The organism is Microbacterium koreense, from assembly GCF_042677105.1.
Classification (GTDB): domain Bacteria; phylum Actinomycetota; class Actinomycetes; order Actinomycetales; family Microbacteriaceae; genus Microbacterium; species Microbacterium koreense.
Genome location: NZ_JBHTIM010000001.1, coordinates 1,743,281 through 1,764,400, shown reverse-complemented (window position 1 = coordinate 1,764,400; position 21,120 = coordinate 1,743,281). Strand labels below are relative to the sequence as shown.

The 21,120-nt window shown below is 68.7% G+C and carries 18 protein-coding genes; 4 read left to right on the top strand and 14 right to left on the bottom strand.

Annotated features, from left to right (window positions below):
• Positions 1 to 5: 5 nt before the first annotated feature.
• Complete coding sequence (locus ACFQZV_RS08205; RefSeq protein ID WP_378749888.1) at positions 6 to 965, bottom strand: LysR family transcriptional regulator; 960 nt, start codon at positions 963 to 965, stop codon at positions 6 to 8.
• An 82-nt stretch (positions 966 to 1,047) separates the two neighbouring features.
• Here ACFQZV_RS08205 and ACFQZV_RS08200 point away from each other — a divergent pair, with 82 nt between their 5' ends.
• Entirely contained in the window at positions 1,048 to 2,136 is a 1,089-nt protein-coding gene (locus ACFQZV_RS08200; RefSeq protein WP_378749890.1) for an aminotransferase class V-fold PLP-dependent enzyme, read from the top strand.
• 1 nt (position 2,137) lies between these two features.
• Here the strand turns inward: ACFQZV_RS08200 and ACFQZV_RS08195 are convergent, their stop codons facing one another.
• From ACFQZV_RS08195 to ACFQZV_RS08170, 6 genes are all read right to left on the bottom strand, one after another.
• Complete coding sequence (locus ACFQZV_RS08195) at positions 2,138 to 3,382, bottom strand: MFS transporter (protein ID WP_378749892.1); 1,245 nt, start codon at positions 3,380 to 3,382, stop codon at positions 2,138 to 2,140.
• Positions 3,375 to 4,142 carry a fumarylacetoacetate hydrolase family protein gene (locus ACFQZV_RS08190; RefSeq protein ID WP_378749894.1) on the bottom strand — a complete coding sequence of 256 codons (768 nt, stop codon included), beginning with the start codon at positions 4,140 to 4,142 and terminating at the stop codon, positions 3,375 to 3,377. Before ACFQZV_RS08190 ends, ACFQZV_RS08195 begins: the two co-directional genes overlap by 8 nt.
• A gap of 4 nt (positions 4,143 to 4,146) precedes the next feature.
• Positions 4,147 to 5,331, bottom strand: coding sequence for a hypothetical protein (locus ACFQZV_RS08185; protein WP_378749896.1), 1,185 nt, complete (start codon positions 5,329 to 5,331; stop codon positions 4,147 to 4,149).
• Between the two features lie 38 nt (positions 5,332 to 5,369).
• Complete coding sequence (locus ACFQZV_RS08180) at positions 5,370 to 6,476, bottom strand: branched-chain amino acid aminotransferase (RefSeq protein ID WP_378749898.1); 1,107 nt, start codon at positions 6,474 to 6,476, stop codon at positions 5,370 to 5,372.
• A gap of 31 nt (positions 6,477 to 6,507) precedes the next feature.
• Positions 6,508 to 7,560: a 3-isopropylmalate dehydrogenase gene (locus tag ACFQZV_RS08175; RefSeq protein ID WP_378749900.1), complete on the bottom strand. Its 1,053-nt coding sequence runs from the start codon at positions 7,558 to 7,560 to the stop codon at positions 6,508 to 6,510.
• Positions 7,561 to 7,623: 63 nt separating this feature from the next.
• Positions 7,624 to 9,156 (bottom strand): MFS transporter, encoded by a 1,533-nt coding sequence (locus ACFQZV_RS08170; protein ID WP_378749902.1) that lies wholly within the window; start codon positions 9,154 to 9,156, stop codon positions 7,624 to 7,626.
• Positions 9,157 to 9,232: 76 nt separating this feature from the next.
• On the opposite strand from ACFQZV_RS08170, the gene ACFQZV_RS08165 reads away from it, so the two are divergent.
• Positions 9,233 to 9,778, top strand: coding sequence for a TetR/AcrR family transcriptional regulator (locus ACFQZV_RS08165; protein ID WP_378749904.1), 546 nt, complete (start codon positions 9,233 to 9,235; stop codon positions 9,776 to 9,778).
• Between the two features lie 28 nt (positions 9,779 to 9,806).
• On the opposite strand, the gene serA is transcribed toward ACFQZV_RS08165, so the two are convergent.
• The 4 genes from serA to ACFQZV_RS08145 form a co-directional block, all read right to left on the bottom strand.
• Positions 9,807 to 11,411, bottom strand: a complete 1,605-nt coding sequence (serA, locus tag ACFQZV_RS08160; protein ID WP_378749906.1) for a phosphoglycerate dehydrogenase — start codon at positions 11,409 to 11,411, stop codon at positions 9,807 to 9,809.
• A 142-nt stretch (positions 11,412 to 11,553) separates the two neighbouring features.
• Entirely contained in the window at positions 11,554 to 11,901 is a 348-nt protein-coding gene (locus tag ACFQZV_RS08155; protein WP_378749908.1) for a bacitracin resistance protein, read from the bottom strand.
• Entirely contained in the window at positions 11,898 to 12,422 is a 525-nt protein-coding gene (locus tag ACFQZV_RS08150; RefSeq protein WP_378749910.1) for a DNA polymerase III subunit gamma/tau, read from the bottom strand. Before ACFQZV_RS08150 ends, ACFQZV_RS08155 begins: the two co-directional genes overlap by 4 nt.
• A 35-nt stretch (positions 12,423 to 12,457) precedes the next feature.
• Complete coding sequence (locus ACFQZV_RS08145; RefSeq protein WP_378749912.1) at positions 12,458 to 13,180, bottom strand: copper homeostasis protein CutC; 723 nt, start codon at positions 13,178 to 13,180, stop codon at positions 12,458 to 12,460.
• 152 nt (positions 13,181 to 13,332) lie between these two features.
• On the opposite strand from ACFQZV_RS08145, the gene ACFQZV_RS08140 reads away from it, so the two are divergent.
• Complete coding sequence (locus ACFQZV_RS08140) at positions 13,333 to 13,848, top strand: hypothetical protein (protein ID WP_378749914.1); 516 nt, start codon at positions 13,333 to 13,335, stop codon at positions 13,846 to 13,848.
• A 411-nt stretch (positions 13,849 to 14,259) separates the two neighbouring features.
• Positions 14,260 to 17,598: an nSTAND1 domain-containing NTPase gene (locus ACFQZV_RS08135; protein WP_378749916.1), complete on the top strand. Its 3,339-nt coding sequence runs from the start codon at positions 14,260 to 14,262 to the stop codon at positions 17,596 to 17,598.
• 89 nt (positions 17,599 to 17,687) lie between these two features.
• Here the strand turns inward: ACFQZV_RS08135 and ilvC are convergent, their stop codons facing one another.
• From ilvC to ACFQZV_RS08120, 3 genes are all read right to left on the bottom strand, one after another.
• Positions 17,688 to 18,713, bottom strand: coding sequence for a ketol-acid reductoisomerase (gene ilvC, locus ACFQZV_RS08130; RefSeq protein ID WP_378749918.1), 1,026 nt, complete (start codon positions 18,711 to 18,713; stop codon positions 17,688 to 17,690).
• Between the two features lie 89 nt (positions 18,714 to 18,802).
• Complete coding sequence (gene ilvN, locus ACFQZV_RS08125; protein WP_378749920.1) at positions 18,803 to 19,312, bottom strand: acetolactate synthase small subunit; 510 nt, start codon at positions 19,310 to 19,312, stop codon at positions 18,803 to 18,805.
• A 1-nt stretch (position 19,313) separates the two neighbouring features.
• Complete coding sequence (locus ACFQZV_RS08120; RefSeq protein WP_378749922.1) at positions 19,314 to 21,116, bottom strand: acetolactate synthase large subunit; 1,803 nt, start codon at positions 21,114 to 21,116, stop codon at positions 19,314 to 19,316.
• Between the last annotated feature and the right edge of the window lie 4 nt (positions 21,117 to 21,120).

Genomic DNA, 21,120 nt, shown 5'->3' with positions numbered 1-21,120 from the left:
CCAGTCTAGTTGCGTGCCGCCGCCAGATCGGGATGAGCGAGCACGCGATCGATCGCACGCAACGCGACCCCGACCGCAGGTACGCCGTCGGCGCCGCGCGCGGTGACGACATGCAGGGTGCGTCGCTGCTCGGCCGGTAACGGAACGAAGACCACACCAGGCACCTGAGGAAAGGATGCGGTGGCCAATTGCGGCAGCGTTGCGACACCGATCCCTTGTGCGACGAGACTCTCCACGGCGACGACGTTGTCGGTCTCGAAGGCGATGCGCGGCGCGAATCCGGCGCGTTCGCAGACTTCGAGGAGGTGTCCCCGACACTGCGGGCATCCTGCGATCCAGGGTTCGTCGGCGAGGTCGGCCACATCGAGTCGATCTGCTGCGGCTGCAGAATGGCCACTCGGGAGCACCGCCACGAGATCGTCGACGCCGACGTCGCGCACGGTGAGTCCGTGCGCGGCGGTGCGGTGCGGGTCGTCGCGGTGGCCTGGATAGCTGAACGTGAGGGCGATGTCGGCTCGGTGCTCGCGCACAGCAGCGATCGCGTCGGCAGGTTCCGCCTCGACGTACGTGAGCGTGACACCGGGGTGCCGCGCGCCGAGGTCGGCGATCACGCGCGGAACGACGGTGGGTGATGCCGAGGGAAACCCGACGAGACGCACGCGACCGGTCCGTAGTCCGCGCAACTCCGACAGTTCACCGGCGGCGGCATCGAGCGCGGTCGTCACAGCGGGGGCGTGTCGCGCCAGGATGTGCCCCGCCTCGGTGAGCCGTACGCCGCGGCCGATCCGTTCGACGACCGGCAGACCGATGCGCTGCTCGAGTCGCCGCAGCATCTGGCTGATCGCGGGTTGGCTGTACCCGACGGATGCCGCAGCCGCCGTGATCGACCCTTGGTCGCCGATCGCCCGCACGACTCGAAGCTCGTGCGCGTCAAGGTCGGAAGGGGCGAGCGCCGGGTCGGTCATGTCGAACAGTTTATTTCATGGCATGTTTTCCATCCGATACCTGCCGTAGACGAATAGAACGATTCGACGGATGCTGGATGCCATGCCCACAACCCTGAGTGCTTCCGCCGCCAGATCCGTCTTCGACGGCGGCCGAGGGTACCTCGCCGCCTGCACCGCGGGCATCCCCCCGCGCTCGGCTCGCGATGCCGTGGTGGAGGATGTGCGACGCGCCGCGGGGGGCGACATCGACGTCTCCCGCTACTGCGAGGCCGTCGAGCGCTCACGCGGACTGTTCGCGCAGCTCGTCGGGATCGGAGCCGAGCGTGTGGCCGTCGGCTCGCAGGTGTCGGTCTTGACCTCGCTCGTCGCAACGGCGATTCCCGCCGGCGGGGAGGTCCTCGTCCCGGAGGGCGAGTTCTCGTCGCTTGTGCGCCCCTTCCTCCACACCGGCCGTGACCTGCGGGTGCGCGAAGTGCCCCTCGAGGCCCTCGCCGACGCCATCGGACCCGACACCGGGCTCGTCGCGTTCTCACTCGTGCAGTCCGCCACCGGTGAGGTCGCCGACGTGGCGGCGATCGCTGCCGCGGCCCGCAGCCACGGCGTATTGACATATGGCGACGCGACCCAGGCGGTGGGGTGGCTCCCCGTCGACGCGACCGCCGTCGATGCCCTGGTGTGCCACGCCTACAAGTGGCTGTGCGCCCCGCGAGGCGCCGCGTTCCTCGCTCTGAGCCCCGAGTTCCAGCGCCGCATCACGCCCCTGCACGCCGGTTGGTACGCCGGCGACGACCCGTGGGCGTCGTGCTACGGCGCCGCGTTCGACCTCGCACCCGATGCGCGCCGGCTCGACGTGTCGCCCGCGTGGCAGGCGTTCGTGGGTGCCGCGGCGGCGCTCGAGGTGTTCGCTGCGATCGACACCCAAGACCTCTACGTTCATACGACGGGACTGGCCGCACGCTTCCGTGCGGCGATGGGGCTCGATGAGCCCGTGCTCCCCTCGGCGATCGTCACCTGGCCCGACCCCGACGGCCGCGACCTCGCCGCGCTGTCCCGCGCGGGGCTGACGGCCTCCGGCCGCGCCGGTCGGGCTCGCGTGGCCTTCCACGTCTTCAACGACGACGCCGACGTCGACCTCGTTCTCGGCGCACTCGGACGTCAGACCTCGGCGGCCAGGCCGGTCGTCGTCTGACTCACCCGCGCGTTGTGACCGACGCGCCGCGCCGCCCGAGCGGCGAGGCCACGACGACGGCGATCACGGCAACTCCCGACACCAACGCGAGTCCGCCATAGCCGATGAGCCCGAGGATGACGCCGGCCGAGATCGCGCCCGCGGCACCGACGATGCTCATCGTGAAGTCGCTGATGCCCTGACGTCGCGTGCGCATGTCTTCGGCGGAGGTCTCTGTCAGCAGCGTGGAACCGGCGACGGTCGACGCGCTCCACCCGAGCCCGAGAAGCACGAGGGCGACGGTGACCGCGAAGTTCGACTCCGCACCGATGAAGGCGGTCACCAGCGAGGCCGCGAGGATCACCTGACCGACGAGGATCGTCGTGACCCGGCCGACCCTGTCGGCAAGGACGCCGAACACCGGCGCGAGGGCGTACATCCCGGCGATGTGCAGGCTGATCGTCACGCCGACGATCGTCAGATCCGCTCCGTGGTGCAGGAGGTGAACCGGGGTCATGGCCATGATGGCGACCATCACACCGTGCGCAGCGGCAACAGCGAAGATGGCGAACCGAGCCGCGGTCGGCCGGTCAGGCCGCACGATCGCCTCCGCGGCGTCGACACTCTGTCGATCGGCGACGACCCGCTGCGCCGTCAGCAACGGATCGGGGCGGAGGAAGACGAGATACAGCCCGATCGCGAGCAGTTGCGCGCCGACGGTGAACAGGTACGCGCCCGTGAGCGGTGGCATCCCGATGGCAGCGCCCAGCACCTCGCCGGGACCCGTGAGATTCGGCCCCAGCACGGCGCCGATCGTCGTCGCCCACACGACGATCGACAGGTCGCGACCGCGCGTCGCGCTCGTGGCGAGGTCGGTCGCAGCGAAGCGGGATTGCAGGTTCGCGGCCTGACCCGACCCGATGAGCAGGAACGCCAGAAGCAGGAGCGGGAAGGATCGCACCGATACGGCGAAGACCACGAGCATGACGCCCGCCAGGGCGATCACCATTCCGATCGCGAGCGACAGCCGCCGCCCGCGCTGGCGTGCAAGTCGGGCAAGCGGAATCGCGATCAGCGCCGTCCCGAGCGTGACCGCCGCCGTGGCGAGACCCGACAGCGCTTCGTCGCCCGAGATCTCGGCCGCCAGCACAGCACCGAGGGAGATCGTGGCACCGAACGCGATGCCTCCGAGAACCTGGCCGAGCGAAAGGACCCACACCGCGCGCCGCTGGATGCGGGCGACCGCGGCGAGGGTGAGGTCAGGCATTGCGCGCCGTGTTGCGGAGGATTCCGAGCCCGGAGACCTCCACTTCGACGCTCTGCCCCGCGGTGAACGGCCCGACGCCCGCGGGCGTGCCGGTGAGGATCACGTCTCCGGGAAGGAGGGTGAAGGCGGCGGACGCATAGGCGATGACGTCGGCGACGGAGAAGATCATGTCGCTGATCGGCGCCTGCTGGCGCACCTCCCCGTCGACACGTGTCGTGACGACGGCGTCGCCGGTGGGATCGAACTCGGTTTCGATCGCCGGACCGAGCGGGCAGAAGGTGTCGAACCCCTTGGCCCGTGACCACTGGCCGTCGCTCTTCTGCAGGTCTCGCGCCGTGACGTCGTTGCCGACCGTGTAGCCGAAGACATAGTCGAGCGCGTCGGCCGCGGCGACGTTCTTGGCGATACGACCGATCACGACGGCGAGTTCTCCCTCGAAGTCGATGCGCTCGGACTGGGGCGGGAGGACGATGGCGTCATCGGGTCCGATCACCGCGGTGTTCGGCTTCAAGAACAGCAACGGCTCGTCGGGCACGTCGTTGCCCAGTTCGGCGGCGTGATCGCGGTAGTTGCGCCCGACGCAGACGACTTTGGAACGAGGGATGACGGGGGCGAGCAGCGTGATGTCTGCCAGCGGCACGCGCTCTCCTGTCGTGTCGTAGCCCGCGAACATGGGGTCTCCCGACAGGGCGACGATCTCCGAGCCGTCGACGATGCCGTAGCGGATGGCGTTCTGGTGGCTGAAGCGCGCGATTCTCACCCGTTCACCCTATCCGCCGCCGCGGGGTCAAGAACCAGGCGACGACGCCCACGGCCAGGCCCGCCGCGAGCCCCAAGAGCGGCTCGACGATCCCCCGCTGTGCGCGCCGGTCCGCAACCGACCACATTGCGGCGAGGTCGCGGGCGATGTCGGGGCGAGCGAGGGCCGCATTCGCGGGTCCCGGTTCGTAGGTGCTCATCGGTTCGACCGCGCCGGAGGCGGTGTCCACCCACGCGAACAGCGACCTGTTGCCATCCTCACCCGAGGTTCCGTGCACGAGCACGGCGTCCTCGCCGCGCCAGCCGATCGCCGACGCGAACGCGAACCCCTCCAGTGGCAGCGCCTCGACCGCCTCCGCATCCACCGCACCGATATGAAGCGTCGACCCGGATACGACGGCGAAGCTCGTGCCGTCGGGCGAGAACGCGTCGCCGTCCACGATCGCCCCGGCGGGCACATCGACCGGCCTCGTCTCGCCGGTCTCGCGATCGTGGAGCACCACTCCGGTCGACGAGTCGATGAGCACGAGGTCACCCGCCGGCGACAGCGCGGCCGCGTTCACCGTGCCGTCGACCTCGATGGGTTCGGTGGTGACCGATGAGAAGTCGAGCACGACGAGATCGCCGCTGAGACGGAGGTCACGGCTCTCATATCGACTCAATGGTCGATCGCTCGTCACCAGCGCGGCGCGCAGTCCGTCCGCCGAGAGCCCGACGGGTGCGGCGTAGCGTTCCGCATCGATGACGAACTCGTCGATGTCGGCGTCGGCGAAGGTCACGACGGGAACACTCCCGGGGATCTCCCCCGACCCGAGCACCGCGAAAGTACCGTCCGGGGAAAGCGCGAACGCCGCGGGGTCGCCTTGATCGGCGGTGACACCGCGCTGCTCCGCTGCGACCAGGCGCCGGTAGGTGACGCCGTCATCCGCCAGCACGATCGCCTGCGGAGTGTCGCCGCTTTCGACGCCGAGCCCGTTCTGGTAGATCATCGTCGCGGTCGTGACGTCGCCTGCGGCCAGCGGGTCGACGGCGAGCGAGTATTCCGCCACCTGCGCCGGGAACGTGGTTCCCTCCGCGGGCGGCTGCACCCACGTGACCGCAGCGGGCACGACGAACCACGCCGCAACGAGCACGCCCACGATCACCGCGGGTACGAAGCTCCGCGCACCTTTGCGTGCCCGCTGTGCCACGGCTACGCCCCTCTCGACCGGCCGAGCCGCCGCATCCGTCAGTCGTCGAGGCGCATCAGCCAGCCGTGCGTATCCTCACGGCGGCCGTACTGGATGTCGGTCAGCTCCTCGCGCAACGACAACGCGAGCTCACCCGTGGGCTGCTCATCGACGAAGTCCGCCCCCTTGAGCATGCCGATCGGCGTCACCACCGCGGCGGTGCCGCAGGCGAACACCTCGACGATGTCTCCGGAGGCGACCCCCTCGCGCCATTCTGCAAGCGACACCGCGCGACCTTCGACGGTGTGGCCGCGGTCACGCGCGAGCTGCAGGATCGAGTCGCGCGTGATGCCCTCGAGGATCGAGGGCGATTCGGGCGTCACGAGTGTGCCGTCCTTGTAGACGAAGACGACGTTCATGCCGCCGAGCTCTTCGACATTGCGGTCCTGGTCGAGGAAGACGACCTGGTCGCACTCGTGCGCGAACGCCTCGGCCTGCGGAAGCAGTGAGGCAGCGTAGTTGCCTCCGGTCTTGGCCGCGCCCGTGCCGCCACGCCCCGCCCGGGCGTAGTCCTCGCTCAGCCAGATCGACACGGGCTTGACCCCGCCGCGGAAGTACGCTCCTGCCGGCGACGCGATGAGGTAATACGCGACCTTGTGCGCCGGGCGCACGCCGAGGAACGCTTCCTTCGCAAACATGAACGGACGCAGGTAGAGGCTCTGGTCGGCCCCCGACGGCGTCCAGGCACCGTCGACGGCGATGAGCTCACGCAAAGATTGCACGAAGTAACTCACCGGCAGCTCGGGAAGCGCGAGGCGACGTGCCGACCGCTGAAGACGGAGGCCGTTCTGGTCGGGCCGGAACGTGTGGATCGAACCGTCGGCGTGACGATAGGCCTTGATGCCCTCGAAGATCTCCTGTCCGTAGTGCAGCACCGCAGCGGCCGGGTCGAGCGAGATCGGACCGTACGGCTGTACGCGCGGACGATGCCACCCGCCCCCGACAGACCAGCAGATGTCGACCATGTGATCGGTGAAGTGCGATCCGAAGCCGGGGTCGGCGAGGATCTGCTCGCGCTGTTGCGGCGTCTTCGCGTTGAGGTTCTTCGTCACCGCGAACTGCAGCGGCTCGAGGCCGGCGTCGGTGTCGGAATCGATGAGGGTCATGTCACGTCCTGAAGGGTCGGTGCGATCCAGGCTACGCCTGAAGTCGCACGGCGATCGCGTCGCCGATCTGCGTCGTGGTGCGGGTCGAACCGTCGCGTTCGGCGATGTCGGCTTCGACGGCCTGCGTGACCCGGTCGGCTTCGTCCTGCATTCCGAGGTGATCGAGGAGCAGGGCCACCGACAGGATCGCAGCCGTGGGGTCGGCCTTCTGTTGTCCGGCGATGTCGGGCGCCGATCCGTGGACGGGCTCGAACATCGACGGGAACGCGCCGTCGGGGTTGATGTTCCCCGAAGCGGCGAGGCCGATGCCTCCGGTGACGGCGCCGGCCAAATCGGTGAGGATGTCGCCGAAGAGGTTGTCGGTGACGATCACGTCGAAGCGGCCTGGGTTCGTGACCATGAAGATGGTGGCCGCGTCGACGTGGAGATAGTCTACGGCGACATCCGGATGCTCGGAGGCCACCGCATCCACGATTCGCTGCCACATCCCACCGGCATGCACGAGCACATTGGTCTTGTGGACGAGGGTGATCTTCTCGCGGCGGCGCTCGGCGAGGTCGAACGCGTACCGCACGACGCGCTCGATGCCGTAGGCGGTGTTGACGGAGGTCTCGTTGGCGACCTCGTGCGGCGTGCCTCGACGGATCGACCCGCCGTTGCCGACGTAGGGGCCTTCGGTGCCCTCACGGACCACGACGAAGTCGATCGCCCCCGGATCCGCCAGCGGCCCGGGCACACCCGGATACAGCTTCGACGGACGCAGGTTGACGTAGTGATCGAGCTCGAATCGCAGCTTCAACAGCAGACCGCGCTCGATGTTCGCGTCCTTGAGGCGCGCGTCGCCGGGAACTCCGCCGACCGCGCCGAGCAGGATCGCGTCGTGCGCGGCGATCGCCTCGAGGTCGGCATCCGTCAACGTGTCGCCGGTCTCGAGGTAGCGCGCGGCCCCGAGTGAGAAGTGGGTCGTGTCGAAAACGACGTCCGATCCGGCGGTCGCCGCGGCGAGCACCTTCTCGGCTTCTGCGACGACTTCGGGTCCGATACCGTCACCCGGGATGACAGCGAGCTTGACGTTGCGCGGCATCCCACCAGCGTAGCGATGCCGACGAGGCGTGCCCGACCACGAGCGCCGTACGCGAGACGGGCGTCAGCGCGTACGACCGAGTGTCGTGCGCGCAATCACAGCGGCCAGCACGACGAGACCCGCTCCGATCCATGCGGTGACCCCCACGCCCGCATCGAACGCGTGGGCTGCGGCATCCGCCAACTGCGCTCCGAGCGCGGGATCGAGACCGTCCGCGGCATGCACCGCACCGGCGAGCGTCTCCCGCGCGGCATCGGCGGCATCGGCCGGAACTCCGGGAGGGACCACGAGGTTCGTGCGGTATAGCGCGGTGAGGATGCCGCCGATCACGGCCGTCCCGAGCACCGCACCGAGTTCGTACGCCGTCTCGGAGACCGCGCTGGCGGCGCCCGCCTTGGCCGGGGGCGCGCTGGCGAGGATCAATTCGTTCGAGACGGTTTCGGCGGCGCCGATCCCGATGCCGAGCGAGACGAACGCCAGGATCAGGAGCCAGAGGCTCTCGGGCCCCGTCGCCAGCGTGACCAGGGCGTACCCGAGCACCGAGAAGACGAGGGCCACAGGAACCACGGTGCGGGGCGGATTGCGCTTGGCGATCGGCACGATGATCAGGCCCGACACGATCATCGCGAGGAGCCCCGGGACGAGCGCGAACCCCGCCTGCATCGGACTCAGACCGATGATGAGCTGCAGGTGCTGGGCGACGAAGAACAAGAAGCCGACCAGACCCACGACGCTGAGGAGGTTGACCAGGAGCGCACCACTGAACGTCGGGTTGCGGAAGAGTCGCATGTCGAGCATCGGCACGACCGCACGCAACTGCCGGCGGACGAACAGCCACCCGAATCCGATCCCCATAGCGAACCACAGCCACGCCAGCGACATGATGCCGTGCACCGCCAGTTCCTTGATCGCATAGACGATGGGCACCATCGTCGCCATCGACAACGCGATGCTGATCGGGTCGACGCGGCCCGGGTTCGGGTCACGGCTCTCGGGCACGAGCAGCGGAGCGAAGACGAGCAGCGGGATCAGCACGGGGACGGCCATCAAGAAGACCGAGCCCCACGCGAAGTGCTCGAGCAGGATGCCGCCGACGATCGGTCCGAGCGCTGCTCCGGCCGAGAACATCGACGCCCACACCGCGATGGCAAAGCGACGCTGATCGCGGTCGGTGAAGATGCTGCGCAACAGCGACAGGGTCGAGGGCATCAGCATGGCGCCGAAGACGCCCATGCCGGCACGCGCCGCGATCAGGAGTTCGGCGTTGGGCGCGAAGGCGGCCAGAGCCGAGACGATCGCGAAGCCGGTCGCCCCGAGAAGCAGCATGCGGCGTCGACCGAACCGGTCGCCGAGGGTGCCCATCGTGACGAGCAGGCCTGCGAGCACGAGCGGATAGGCGTCGATGATCCACAGCTGCTGTGCGCTGGTCGGCTCGAGCTCGAGCGCGATCGCGGGGAGGGCGAAGCTGAGCACCGTGTTGTCGACCGAAACGAGCAGCACCGGCAGCATCAGCACGACCAGACCCGCCCAGCCGCGCCATCCGACGCGCTGCTGCTGCTCTGCGCGGATCGCTTCGGTGATCGACTCGGGATGCATTCTGGCGCCTCTTTCTGTACCGTCCAGCCGGTATAGTATCAGGTATGCCGCATCCTCCGTCGCTACGATCGACCGCATGAGCCGGCCACCCCTCGCCCGCGAGAAGGTCCTCGACGCGTTCGAGCGCATCCTCATCGACGACGGCGAGCGTGCCGCGACGATGGATGCCACAGCGCGAGCTGCGGGCGTGTCGAAGGGGGGCCTCCTCTACCACTTCGCTTCCAAGGAGGCGATGGAGAACGCGCTGCTCGCCCGATTGGACGAACGCGTTTCAGAAGACCTGACCGCGATGGCGGCAGCACCCGAAGGCCCGGTCGCGTACTTCATCCGGACGTCCGTGATGCAGAACGATCCGCTCGACCGGGCCATCCTCGCTGCCGCGCGACTTGCACAAGGGGGCAACACGGTCGCAGCCGAAGAACTCCGCAACGTCCGCGATCGCTGGGCGCAGACGCTGCGCCCGCACGCGCGTGACGAGACCGCGCTCGATCTCGTCATGCTCGTCAGCGACGGGCTCTACTTCAACAACGCGCTCTCGGGCGGATCGATCCCCGGACCGGTGCCCCGTGATGACGCCATGACGGCTCTCATCACCCTCGTCGAAGACGCGATCCGACCCTGACGCGCAGGTTCCCCCGCAGAGCCCGTGGTCAGACCGGGGTGATCTCGATCTGACGGAAGAGATCCGCCGAGATCACCGACGCGATCTCTCCCAGCAGCGCGTCGGGGACGGGCGAGTCGACCGTGAGCACCGAGAGCGCCTGACCGCCGGCTGCGCGGCGCGCGATCTGCATGCCGGCGATGTTGATACCCGCCTCACCGAACTTCTGCCCGTATACGGCGACGATTCCGGGGCGGTCGGTGTAGACCATGACGACGTGGTTCTTCTCGATCGGCAACTCGATCGCGTAGTCGTTGATCCCCACGAGCTTCTCGATCTGCTTCGTGCCCGTGAGTGTGCCCGACACCGACAGCTGTGAGCCGTCTGACAGTGCACCACGCAACGTGATCACGTTGCGGTACTCGTCGCTGACGTCATCGACGATCAGACGCACCGCGACGCCCCGCTGCTCGGCGAGCAGGGGCGCGTTCACATACGACACCGTCTCACTCACGATGTTCGTGAAGACACCCTTGAGCGCGGCGAGTTCGAGCACGCTGACGTCGTAGTCGTTCAGCTCGCCGTGCACCTCGACGTCGAGCGAGGTCAAGGGCGAATGCGCGAGTGCGGCGAAGATCTGGCCCAGCTTCTCGACCAGCGGGATGCCGGGACGCACGTACGGATCGATCACGCCACCGGCGACGTTGACCGCGTCGGGAACGAGGTCGCCGCCGAGCGCCAGTCGCACCGACACGGCGACCGAGACCCCTGCCTTCTCTTGCGCCTCTTCCGTCGACGCCCCCAGGTGCGGGGTCACGACGACGTTCGGCAGCGACAACAGTGCGGCCGCGGTGCTGCCTTCTGCGGGCGGCTCGGAGGTGAAGACGTCGAGGCCGGCTCCGGCGATCTCACCGTCCCGCAATGCGACCGCAAGCGCGGCCTCATCGATGAGGCCGCCCCGGGCGACGTTCACGACGAACGCGGTCGGCTTCATCCGTGCGAACTGCGCCTCGCCGATCATGCCGGTGGTCTCCGGCGTCTTCGGCATGTGGATCGTCACGAAGTCGCTCTGCTCGAGCAGTTCGTCGAGCGTGACGAGCTGCACACCCAACTGCTGGGCCCGTGCACTGGTCACGTACGGGTCGTAGGCGACGACCCGCATGTCGAAGGCCTGCAGGCGCGCGGCGATGAGGGCGCCGATGCGGCCGAGGCCGATGATCCCGACCGTCTTCTCGAAGAGTTCGGTGCCGGTGTAGGCGCTGCGCTTCCACTGTCCGTCGGCGAGCGATGCGTGAGCGGCCGGGATACGGCGTGCGAGCGAGAGGACGTGCCCGATGGTCAACTCTGCGGCCGAGATGATGTTCGACGTCGGGGCGTTGACCACCATGACACCGGCGGTGGTGGCGGCGGCGATGTCGACGTTGTCCAGACCCACGCCGGCACGCGCGACGACCTTGAGCACGGGCGCGGCGGCGAGCGCTTCGGCGTCGATCTTGGTCGCCGAACGGATCAGCACGGCGTGCGCATCGGCGAGCGCGGACAACAACGCGGGCCGGTCGGTGCCGTCGACGTGGCGCACGTCGAAATCGGGGCCGAGCGCGTCGATCGTGGCGGGTGAGAGTTGTTCGGCGATGAGCACGACGGGCTTCGTCACGAGGGTGGATCCTTCGGGGGCGAGTGCACGGGCGCTGACGGCGCACGGGCGGCGGTGCAGACGGATGCCGCGCCACACGCCGTTGGGGGCGAGACGCCGCCCAGCCTACCGGCCGTGCGGGCTCGGCTCGAACCGTGTGACGTCAGCTGCCCTGGTAGAGCGAGAAACTGGTCGCCGAGTAGGCGACGACGTTGAGCCACAGCACGCTTGTGACGGCGAGGCCGGTCAAGAAGATGAGGATGCTCTCGAGCGCCCGTCGTTTCCATCCCAGGGCGAACGCGAGGGCGAAAGCGAGGATCGGGAAGACGCACGCGAAGATGAGCACGAACCAACCCAGCGCACTCAGCCCGAAGCTGCCGCCTGCTTGTTGAAGGAGGAAGGCGACGGCGTTCCAGACGGCGTAGGCGTAGAAGAGCCCGAAGGCGCCGGCGATCGTCGCGACGAGCCACGTGGGCATGTGCGATCGGCGAGTGGGTGCGGTGTCGGTCATTGTCCCACCGCTCCCACCATGATGAACGGCCACGGAACGAGCAGAACGACACCGCCGACGAGCCACACGATGCGCAGCCATGCCGCCCGCCCCCGGGTGACGAAGAGCGTCGTGCCGAACCAGATGAGCGGGGCGGCGACGGCGAGCACCAGCGCCGGCTGATATGCCTCGGGCGAGACGACGAAGAGCGCCGCCGTCTGAAGACGCAAACCGCCGATCAGCCAGCCGACGCAGAACAGCAGGTACACCCCGGCGAAGATGCCGAGCGCAATGAGCATGCCGTTGCCCATCTGCGCTGCGGGCTCAGAGTCCTCGTCGGGCGCGTCTTCCGTGCCGGTGGATTCCACCTCGGCGCGCGCGCCGTCGTCGATCGACGCCGCGTCCTCGGACCGTGCGAGGGCTTCGCTCCCCTTGCCGACGGCCGTATAGCCCTCGGGCAGCGCGCGCGACTCGGAACCGGCGACATCCATCGTCGGGTCGTCATCGCCCCACGACAGGGCGTCGTCGTCTCGGTCCTTCACGTTCTCCAGCGTAACCCTCGACGGGGCGCGGCCACTCAGGCGCGCGCCGCGGCGACGGCTTCGCCGACGATCCGGGCGCTGGTCGCGTCGTATCCACCCGCCCCGCCTCCGGGACCGCTCGCAGCCTCGACGCCGACCCGCACCCGGGCCGAAAGATGCACAGCGGGCAGACCCGCGCGTCGCAGCAGTGGGACGTCGACGGGGCGAACACCACCCCCTGCCATCACCTCGATCGCTCCGTTCCCCCGCGTCACGAAGGCTTCCAGGCTCTGCAGTCCGTCGACGCTGCGTGCCGCGCCGCCCGACGTCAGTACCCGCGGGATGCGCTGCTCGACGAGCGCGTCGAACACATCAAAGGGGTGGGGCGCCGCGTCGATCGCACGGTGGAAGACGACCGTCGCCGAGCCCGCGGCATCCTGCCATCGTCGAATCGCCTCACGGTCGAGTGCGCCGTCGGCGGTCAGCGCTCCCACGACCACACCTCCGACACCACGCGCGACACACGTTGCGATATCGGCGCTGACCACGGCGATCTCTTCAGGCGAGTAGACGAAACCGCCCGGCCTCGGGCGCACGAGCACGTTCACGCGAGACGGGTCGACGGCGTCGGCCACCGCATCGATGAGCCCGAGCGAGGGTGTGAGACCGCCGGTCTCGAGGGCCTGGCACAGCTCCACGCGGTCCGCCCCCTCAGTGAGGGCGACCCGGGCGCCGAGCGCGTCCTGAACGGCGATCTCGACGATGAGCGGCGCGGCCATGGGCATCACTCTACCGAGGGGTTCGAACGCGCCGCGGGGCCCCGATCACGCTCCGAGCCGCCTCGAATCCGCGCGGATAGCCGACGGATAGCGCCGCAGAGCAGTCTCGGCGTATCCGAGGGGTCTCCCCCGGCTGACGAAGGGACAAGATCATGAGGATTCGGATTCCCGAAAGGGGCTTCGCATGGCGGTTGCGCTCCGCGTTCCTGACAGCGGCGCTGGTCGCGACGCTCGTGGGCTGCGCGCACGTGGCGACGCCCTCACTCACCGACGAGTCACCCGCACCGGTGGCTGAGGCGGACACGTGGGAGGAGGCATGGGACGCGGCATTCGGACCGCGGGGCGTCTCCGTCGGCACGATCCGGGGCGTCGCAGACGACTTCCCGCTGTCGTTGCCGATGCCCGACGGAACCCTCGTCGCATCGACGGTGGGTCTCGGGGTATGGGACATGACGTTCGAGACCGAAGACGCCGAGAACGAAGCCGACGAGCTCGTCGCGGCGCTGGACGAGCAGATCGATCAGGTGAGCCAAGGCTCGACACCCGCTGGTGGCGAGTACTGGCGGTACTTCGACGACACCTACGCGGTTCAGGTGCAAATGGAACCGGGGCCCACTCCCCCGGCGATGGTCGCAGTGGTGGTGATCGAGCACGGTTTGCTGCGCTGACGAGGCGGCAGGACCGCCACACGGCGACGCCAGGACGTGTCTTCGTCCTGGCGTCGCCGGGTGTCAACGCATGACCGGTCGGCTGCTCCGCAAGGGCAGGTGCCCGCGAGCCCCCCGCCGCACGGGCGCCGGGCGTGCGGGCGATGGAGGCACCGGGCGCTCCTGTACCCGCCTGCGCAGCTCGACCTCCTGCGCGAGGGCGGCGACTCGGGCCCGCGCCAGTGCCCAGCCGATCGACGTGTTGTAGTCCATGATGATCGTCTCCTCTCACGGCGTACTTGCGCCTCGAGTCCCACCGTCACCCGGGCCACCTCCCACCGGATATTCAGCGATACCCGTTCGATATCCGGGTCGACGTGATCGTCATCGCGCGGCATTGACAGCCCGCCGACGGCCGCGGACACTCGAACCATGACCACGCGGGTCTTCGGGCCGCTGGACATCGACGGCCTGACCCTCAGCCCGCGAGAACGCACGATTCTTGCGGCACTCATCGTCACGCGCGCCGCCGCGGTCACGGTCGACGAACTCGCGGACGCCTGCTGGGGCGAGCGACCACCGCCCACGTGGCGACAGCAGGTGCACAACGCCATCGCCCGCATACGCTCTCACGTCGGGCCCGAATGCGTGCGGACGGTCGGCACAGGCTACGCGCTGGGGATCGACCGAGCCTCGATCGATGCGACCCAATTCGAGGATGCGGTGACCGAGGCCCGCGCACATGGTCTGCGCGGCGCCCACGACCGCGCGGCCGCCGCGTACCGGCGCGCGTTGGCGCTCTGGCGCGGTGAACCATTCGAGGATGTCGCCGAGTGGGGGCCCGCGCGCACCGAAGCCGCGCGCCTCGCGGAACTGCGCGCGAGCGGCGAAGAAGAACTCATCGAAGCGCGTGTGCGGTCGGGCGAGGACCGCACGGTGATCGCCGACGCGGAGCGACTCGTGCACGAGCACCCCCTCCGCGAACAGCGCTGGGCCGTGCTCGCGCTGGCGAATTATCGCGCCGATCGTCAGGCCGACGCCCTCGAGGTCTTGCGTTCCGCGCGTGAGCGTCTGGCAGAAGATCTGGGAGTCGAACCGGGACGCTCGCTGAGCGACCTTGAGGCGGCGATCCTGCGACAGGATCCCGCGTTGCGCGCGCGCCCGCCCACGGTTCTCCCCGATGGCATCTCCGCCTGCCCCTACCGCGGACTCGAGCCGTTCGACGTCGCGGATTCGGCGACGTTCTTCGGGCGCGACGACGACATCGAAGCGGTCACGGCACGATGCGTCCCCGGCGCGGTCGTCACCGTCGTCGGACCGAGCGGCTCGGGCAAGTCTTCGCTCGTGCGGGCCGGCGTCGCCCCGCGCCTGCGCGCACGCGGCCGCGCCGTCCACGTCCTCACACCCGATCGCAGCGCATCGGGCATCTCGCGGGCGTTCGACGGCGCGTCGGGTGTCGTCGTCCTCGACCAAGCCGAAGAGGTGCGCACCGCGCCTCACGAGGCCGTAGCGGAGTGGGCCCAGCTGGCAGCCCGTTGGCTCGCCGCCGGAGGATGTCTCGTCCTCACGGTGCGCTCGGACTTCCTCGACCACGCCACAGCCCTCCCCGAGATCGGACCCGAGATCGGCCGCGGCGCCTACGCGCTGTCGCCGCTCAGCCCCGCCGGAATCCGACAGGCGATCACGAGGCCGGCCGCCGCCGGCGGCCTCGCCGTCGAACCCGGCCTCGAAGAGGTGATCCTGCACGACGCGGGTGATCGCCCCGGCATCCTTCCGGCGCTCTCGCACGCACTCGCCGAAACATGGAGGCGTCGAGAGGGTGCGACCCTGACGATCGCGGGCTACGAGGACGCGGGAGGGATCGCCGGGGCGATCGCGGAATCCGCCGAGACCGTCTACCTCGGGCTGAGCACGGCCGGACGCGACGCATGCCGTGCCCTGATGATGCGAATGCTCGAACGAACCCCTGAGGGAGCCACGGTGCGACGCCGCGTCTCCGTCCACGCACTCGCCGATGATGCCACCCGGCGTGATGTCGTCGAACGACTCGTCGCGGCACGGTTGGTGACGATCGACACGGACACAGCAGTGGTCTCACACGAAGCGGTCGCGCAGACGTGGCCACGTCTGTCGGCGTGGCTCGCCGAAGACCACGCGGATGCGGCGATGCTGCGCCAGATCTCGACAGCGGCCGATATCTGGCACACGGCCGGGCGGCCATCCGAAGACCTCCTGCGCGGAGGTCGCCTGCATGCTGCCGAACAGTGGCGAGAGGCGCGAGCACCCGATCTCACGGGCGTGGAGGCCGCATTCCTCGTCGCGTCCACCCGACGTCACCGCGACGAGGCACACGATCTGCGGTTGCGCGCGGCGCGCGAGCGCACCGTGAATCGCCGTCTCCGCGCGGCGCTCGTCGCGGCCGCGATCCTGATCGTCGCCGTCGTCGTCGCATCGTCGGTGGCCATCGTCCGCAGCAACGATCTCGTCGCACTCGCCGAGCGGGAGCGGATCGACGCACTCACCGACACAGTGGCGTTGCTCGCCGACCGAGAGCCCACGCTCGCCGCGCTCATCGCGGCCGAGGCGTACGCACGCTGGCCGGATGATCCGCAGACGCAGCGCAGTCTCATCGAGACCCTCGCATCGACGTCGTTGGAGCGCAGCATCCTCTTCCCCGGCGCGTTGGCGATCTCCGGAGAGGTCATTCCGGGATCTGAGCGCGCGTTCGTCGTCGTGGACGCCGTCGAAGCCGACGAGGTGATGACGACGGTCCGGTCGCACGTCGTCGATCTGGCCACGGGAGACGTCGGCGCCCCGCTGGCCGCGGTGCTTCCGCCCCTGGACTCGCGCCTCATCCGGACCGTGGACGTCACGCCGAACGGTGAGACCGCGCTGGTGGTGACCGGGGCCCTGCGCGAAGAGGACGAGCTCTCGTCGTGCTGCATGAACCTGTTGAGCGGCGTCGACCTCACCACCGGCGAACTGGCGTTCGACACGGTCGCGTTGGATCGACGGACAGGTGGACAGGTGGCGTTCTCGCCGGACAGCCGGCGCGCCTACCTCATGCACCCGTTCGCGCTCACTCCTCTGAGCGTGGACCTGGCGAGCGGTTCCGTCACGACGATCGATGAGTTGTCCCCCGAGGACCATCTCGATCAGAACCACCTCGCCGGGGGTATCGCCGCGGTGGGAGACGCCGTGTACATCAGCGATGTCGGCGGCGTCCGGGTGTTCGACCCCGACACGCTGCGGCACCGCCACGACATCGCGCTGCCCCGCGGCGGCTTCAGCGAGACGCTGCTGACACCCGTCGATGACGATCGCATGCTGCTGTTCGGGTCTCAGGGTGCCGGCTTGCTCGACCTGACCACCGAGGAGGTCGTGTGGGACGTGCTGGGCGACGGCGTGTCCTGCCCGTTCCCCGGCGCCGTCGGTGCGGAGTCGTTTTTCTGCACCACATCCCAGACGGAGGTGCGCGAGTTCCGGCTCAGCGACGGTCAGCCGACAGGGCGCATCGGCGTCGGGCTGGCGCCGGATGCGATGACCGTCGACCTGCTCGCGGACGGCGATCACATCGCGATCTTCTCCGGCTACGGCGCTCCCACGATCGCGCGGTGGCGAGTGCGTGGGACAGCCGACTACAGCCGTATGACCGGAGACGAGTTGCACGCGGCCGCGTGTGCGGTGGCCGGACGGGGGCTGACCGCACACGAGTGGTCACGATATCTCGGCGATGCGCCGTACGTGCCGCTCTGCGCCGACGACCGCTGACTGTCCGGACACAAGAGAAGACTCCCGCCCCGGGTAGGGGGCGGGAGTCCATGGAGCCGAGCTTGTGTGCTGGCTGTCCGGGGCGAAGATCAGCGCGCGGCGCTGCCCTCGACGTAGTCGGTGTCCTGCTGCTTCCAGGCGAAGAGTCCGCGCAGTTCCTTGCCGACCGCCTCGATCGGGTGCTGCGCAGCCTTCTCCCGCAGTTCGACGAACTCGACGGCACCGTTGTCCTGGTCGTCGATGAAGCGCTTCGCGAACGCCCCCGACTGGATGTCGGCGAGAACGGCCTTCATGTTCTCCTTGACGCTGGGGTCGATCACGCGCGGTCCCGAGACGTAGTCGCCGTACTCGGCGGTGTCCGACACGCTCCAGCGCTGCTTGGCGATACCGCCCTCCCACATGAGGTCGACGATGAGCTTCAGCTCGTGGAGCACCTCGAAGTAGGCGATCTGCGGCTGGTAGCCGGCCTCGGTGAGCGTCTCGAAGCCGTACTGCACGAGCTGCGAGACCCCACCGCAGAGCACGGACTGCTCACCGAACAGGTCGGTCTCGGTCTCTTCGGTGAAGGTCGTCTTGATGACACCGGCACGGGTTCCGCCGATCGCCTTCGCGTACGACAGTGCCGTCGCCCACGCCGAACCACTCGCGTCACGCTCGACGGCGATGATGTCGGGGATGCCGCGGCCGGCGACGTACTCGCGACGCACCGTGTGACCGGGGGCCTTCGGGGCGACGAGGATGACGTCGACGCCCTCGGGTGCGTCGATGTAGCCGAAGCGGATGTTGAATCCGTGCGCGAAGGCGAGCGTCTTTCCCGGCGTCAGCTTGTCCTTGATGCTGTCGGTGAAGATGCCGCGCTGGTGCTGGTCGGGAGCGAGGATCATGATGACGTCGGCCCACTCGGCCGCGTCGGCAACCGTCTTGACCTCGAAGCCCTCGTCCTGGGCCTTCTCGGTGGACTTCGAGCCCTCCTTGAGCGCGATGACGACCTCGACGCCCGAGTCGCGCAGGTTCAGCGCGTGGGCGTGGCCCTGCGAGCCGTAGCCGACGATCGCGACCTTCTTGCCCTGGATGATGCTCAGGTCGGCGTCGTCGTCGTAGAACAGTTCAGCCATTGGTGGTTTCTCCTTGATCGGTTCGGTCGTTGGGCAGATGTGTCTCGCTCGGCGCACTCAACGACCGATGAGCGCCTCGCGAAAGGATGTCAGCCGCGCAGGACGCGTTCGGTGATGGACTTGCCACCGCGCCCGATCGCGACCAGTCCCGACTGTGCGATCTCTTTGATGCCGAAGGGCTCCAGCGCACGCAGCAGCGCCTCGACCTTGCCCTTGTCGCCGGTCACCTCGACGACGACCGCATCAGGGGCATAGTCGACGACCTGCGCGCGGAAGAGGTTCACGACCTCGAGAACATTCGAGCGGTTCTGGTTGTCGGCCCGCACCTTGATCAGCATGTGCTCGCGCTGAACGGATGCCGGTCCCTCGAGCTCGACGATCTTGATGACGTTGATGAGCTTGTTGAGCTGCTTCGTCACCTGCTCGAGCGGAAGCTGGTCGACGTCGACGACGACGGTGATGCGCGAGAGGCCGGGAACCTCGGTGACGCCCACGGCGAGCGAGTTGATGTTGAACCCGCGGCGGGCGAACAGACCCGCGACGCGCGTGAGCAGACCCGGCTTGTCCTCGACGAGGAGGCTCAGAACGTGTGTCGACATCTCAGACCTCCTCATCGAAGGACGGCGCGTGATCGCGGGCGTACTGGACGTAGCTGTTGCTCACGCCCTGCGGCACCATCGGCCACACCATGGCGTCGGCGCTGACCACGAAGTCGATCACGACCGGGCGGTCGTTCGTCTCAAGCGCGGTCTGGATCGCCGCATCCACGTCTTCTTCCTTCTCGACACGAATCGCGAGACACCCGTACGCCTCGGCGAGGGTGACGAAGTCGGGAATGCGCACGGTGCCGTGCCCGGTGTTGAGATCGGTGTGCGAGTGGCGGCCGTCGTAGAAGAGTGTCTGCCACTGACGCACCATGCCCAACGACGAGTTGTTGATCACCGCGACCTTGATCGGAATCTTGTTGATCGCGCACGTGGCCAATTCCTGATTCGTCATCTGGAAGCAGCCGTCACCGTCGATCGCCCACACCACACGGTCCGGCTCGGCGACCTTCGCGCCCATCGCCGCCGGCACCGCGTAGCCCATGGTCCCGGCACCGCCGGAGTTGAGCCACGCGTTCGGACGCTCGTACTTGATGAACTGCGCGGCCCACATCTGGTGCTGCCCGACGCCGGCGGCGTACACGGCCTCGGGGCCGGTGAGCTCACCGATCCGCTGAATGACGTACTGCGGCGAGAGCAGGCCATCCGAGGTCGGCGCGTATCCGAGCGGGAACTCGTCGCGCAGTCCGTCGAGGTAGGCCCACCATTCCGAGATATCGGGGGTCTTGCCTTCGACGACGCCCCGGTAGGCGGTGTCGAGATCGACGAGGACGTCACGCAGATCTCCGACGATGGGAACGTCCGCGGTGCGGATCTTCGAGATCTCAGCCGGGTCGATGTCGACGTGCACGACCTTCGCATTCGGCGCGAAGAGTGCGGCCTTGCCGGTCACACGGTCGTCGAAACGCGCTCCGAGCGAGACCAGGAGGTCAGCTTCCTGCAACGCGAGCACCGCCGGAACCGTGCCGTGCATGCCCGGCATGCCGAGGTGCTGCGGGTGCGAATCCGGGAATGCGCCGCGCGCCATCAGCGTGGTCACCACCGGCGCCCCTGTGGTCTCGGCGAGGGTGCGCAACTCATCCGACGCCTGCGAGCGGATCGTGCCGCCTCCGACGTAGAGCACGGGCTTCTCGGCATTGGCGAGCAGCTGGGCCGCCGCCTGGATCTGCTTGCCGTGCGCCTTGGTGACCGGGCGGTACCCCGGCAGGTCGATCTTCGGCGGCCAGACGAACGGAGCCTCCGCCTGTTGCGCGTCCTTCGTGATGTCGACGAGAACCGGCCCGGGCCGGCCGGTGGAGGCCACCTCGAAAGCCGCGGCGATCGCGCCGGGGATCTCCTCGACGTCCTTCACGAGGATCGAGTGCTTGGTGATCGGCATCGTGATGCCCACGATGTCGGCCTCTTGGAACGCATCCGTTCCCATGAGGTTCGAGAACACCTGCCCGGTGATGCAGACGATCGGAACCGAGTCCATGTATGCATCGGCGATCGCGGTCACGAGGTTCGTCGCGCCCGGCCCCGAGGTCGCGATCGCGACTCCGACGCGGTTCGAGGCGGAGGCATATCCCTCGGCGGCGTGGCCTGCTCCCTGCTCGTGACGCACGAGGATGTGGCGCAGCCCGGTCGAATCGAGCAGCGGGTCGTAGACGTGCATGATCGCACCGCCGGGGATACCGAAGACGTCGGTGACGCCGAGGAGCTCCAGCGAACGGACGACGGCCTGCGCACCCGTGAGCACGGGCGCGGTGGCGGTGCGGGCGGGAGGCCGTGGCACGGCCTGCGCGATTTCGGCGGACATGGTG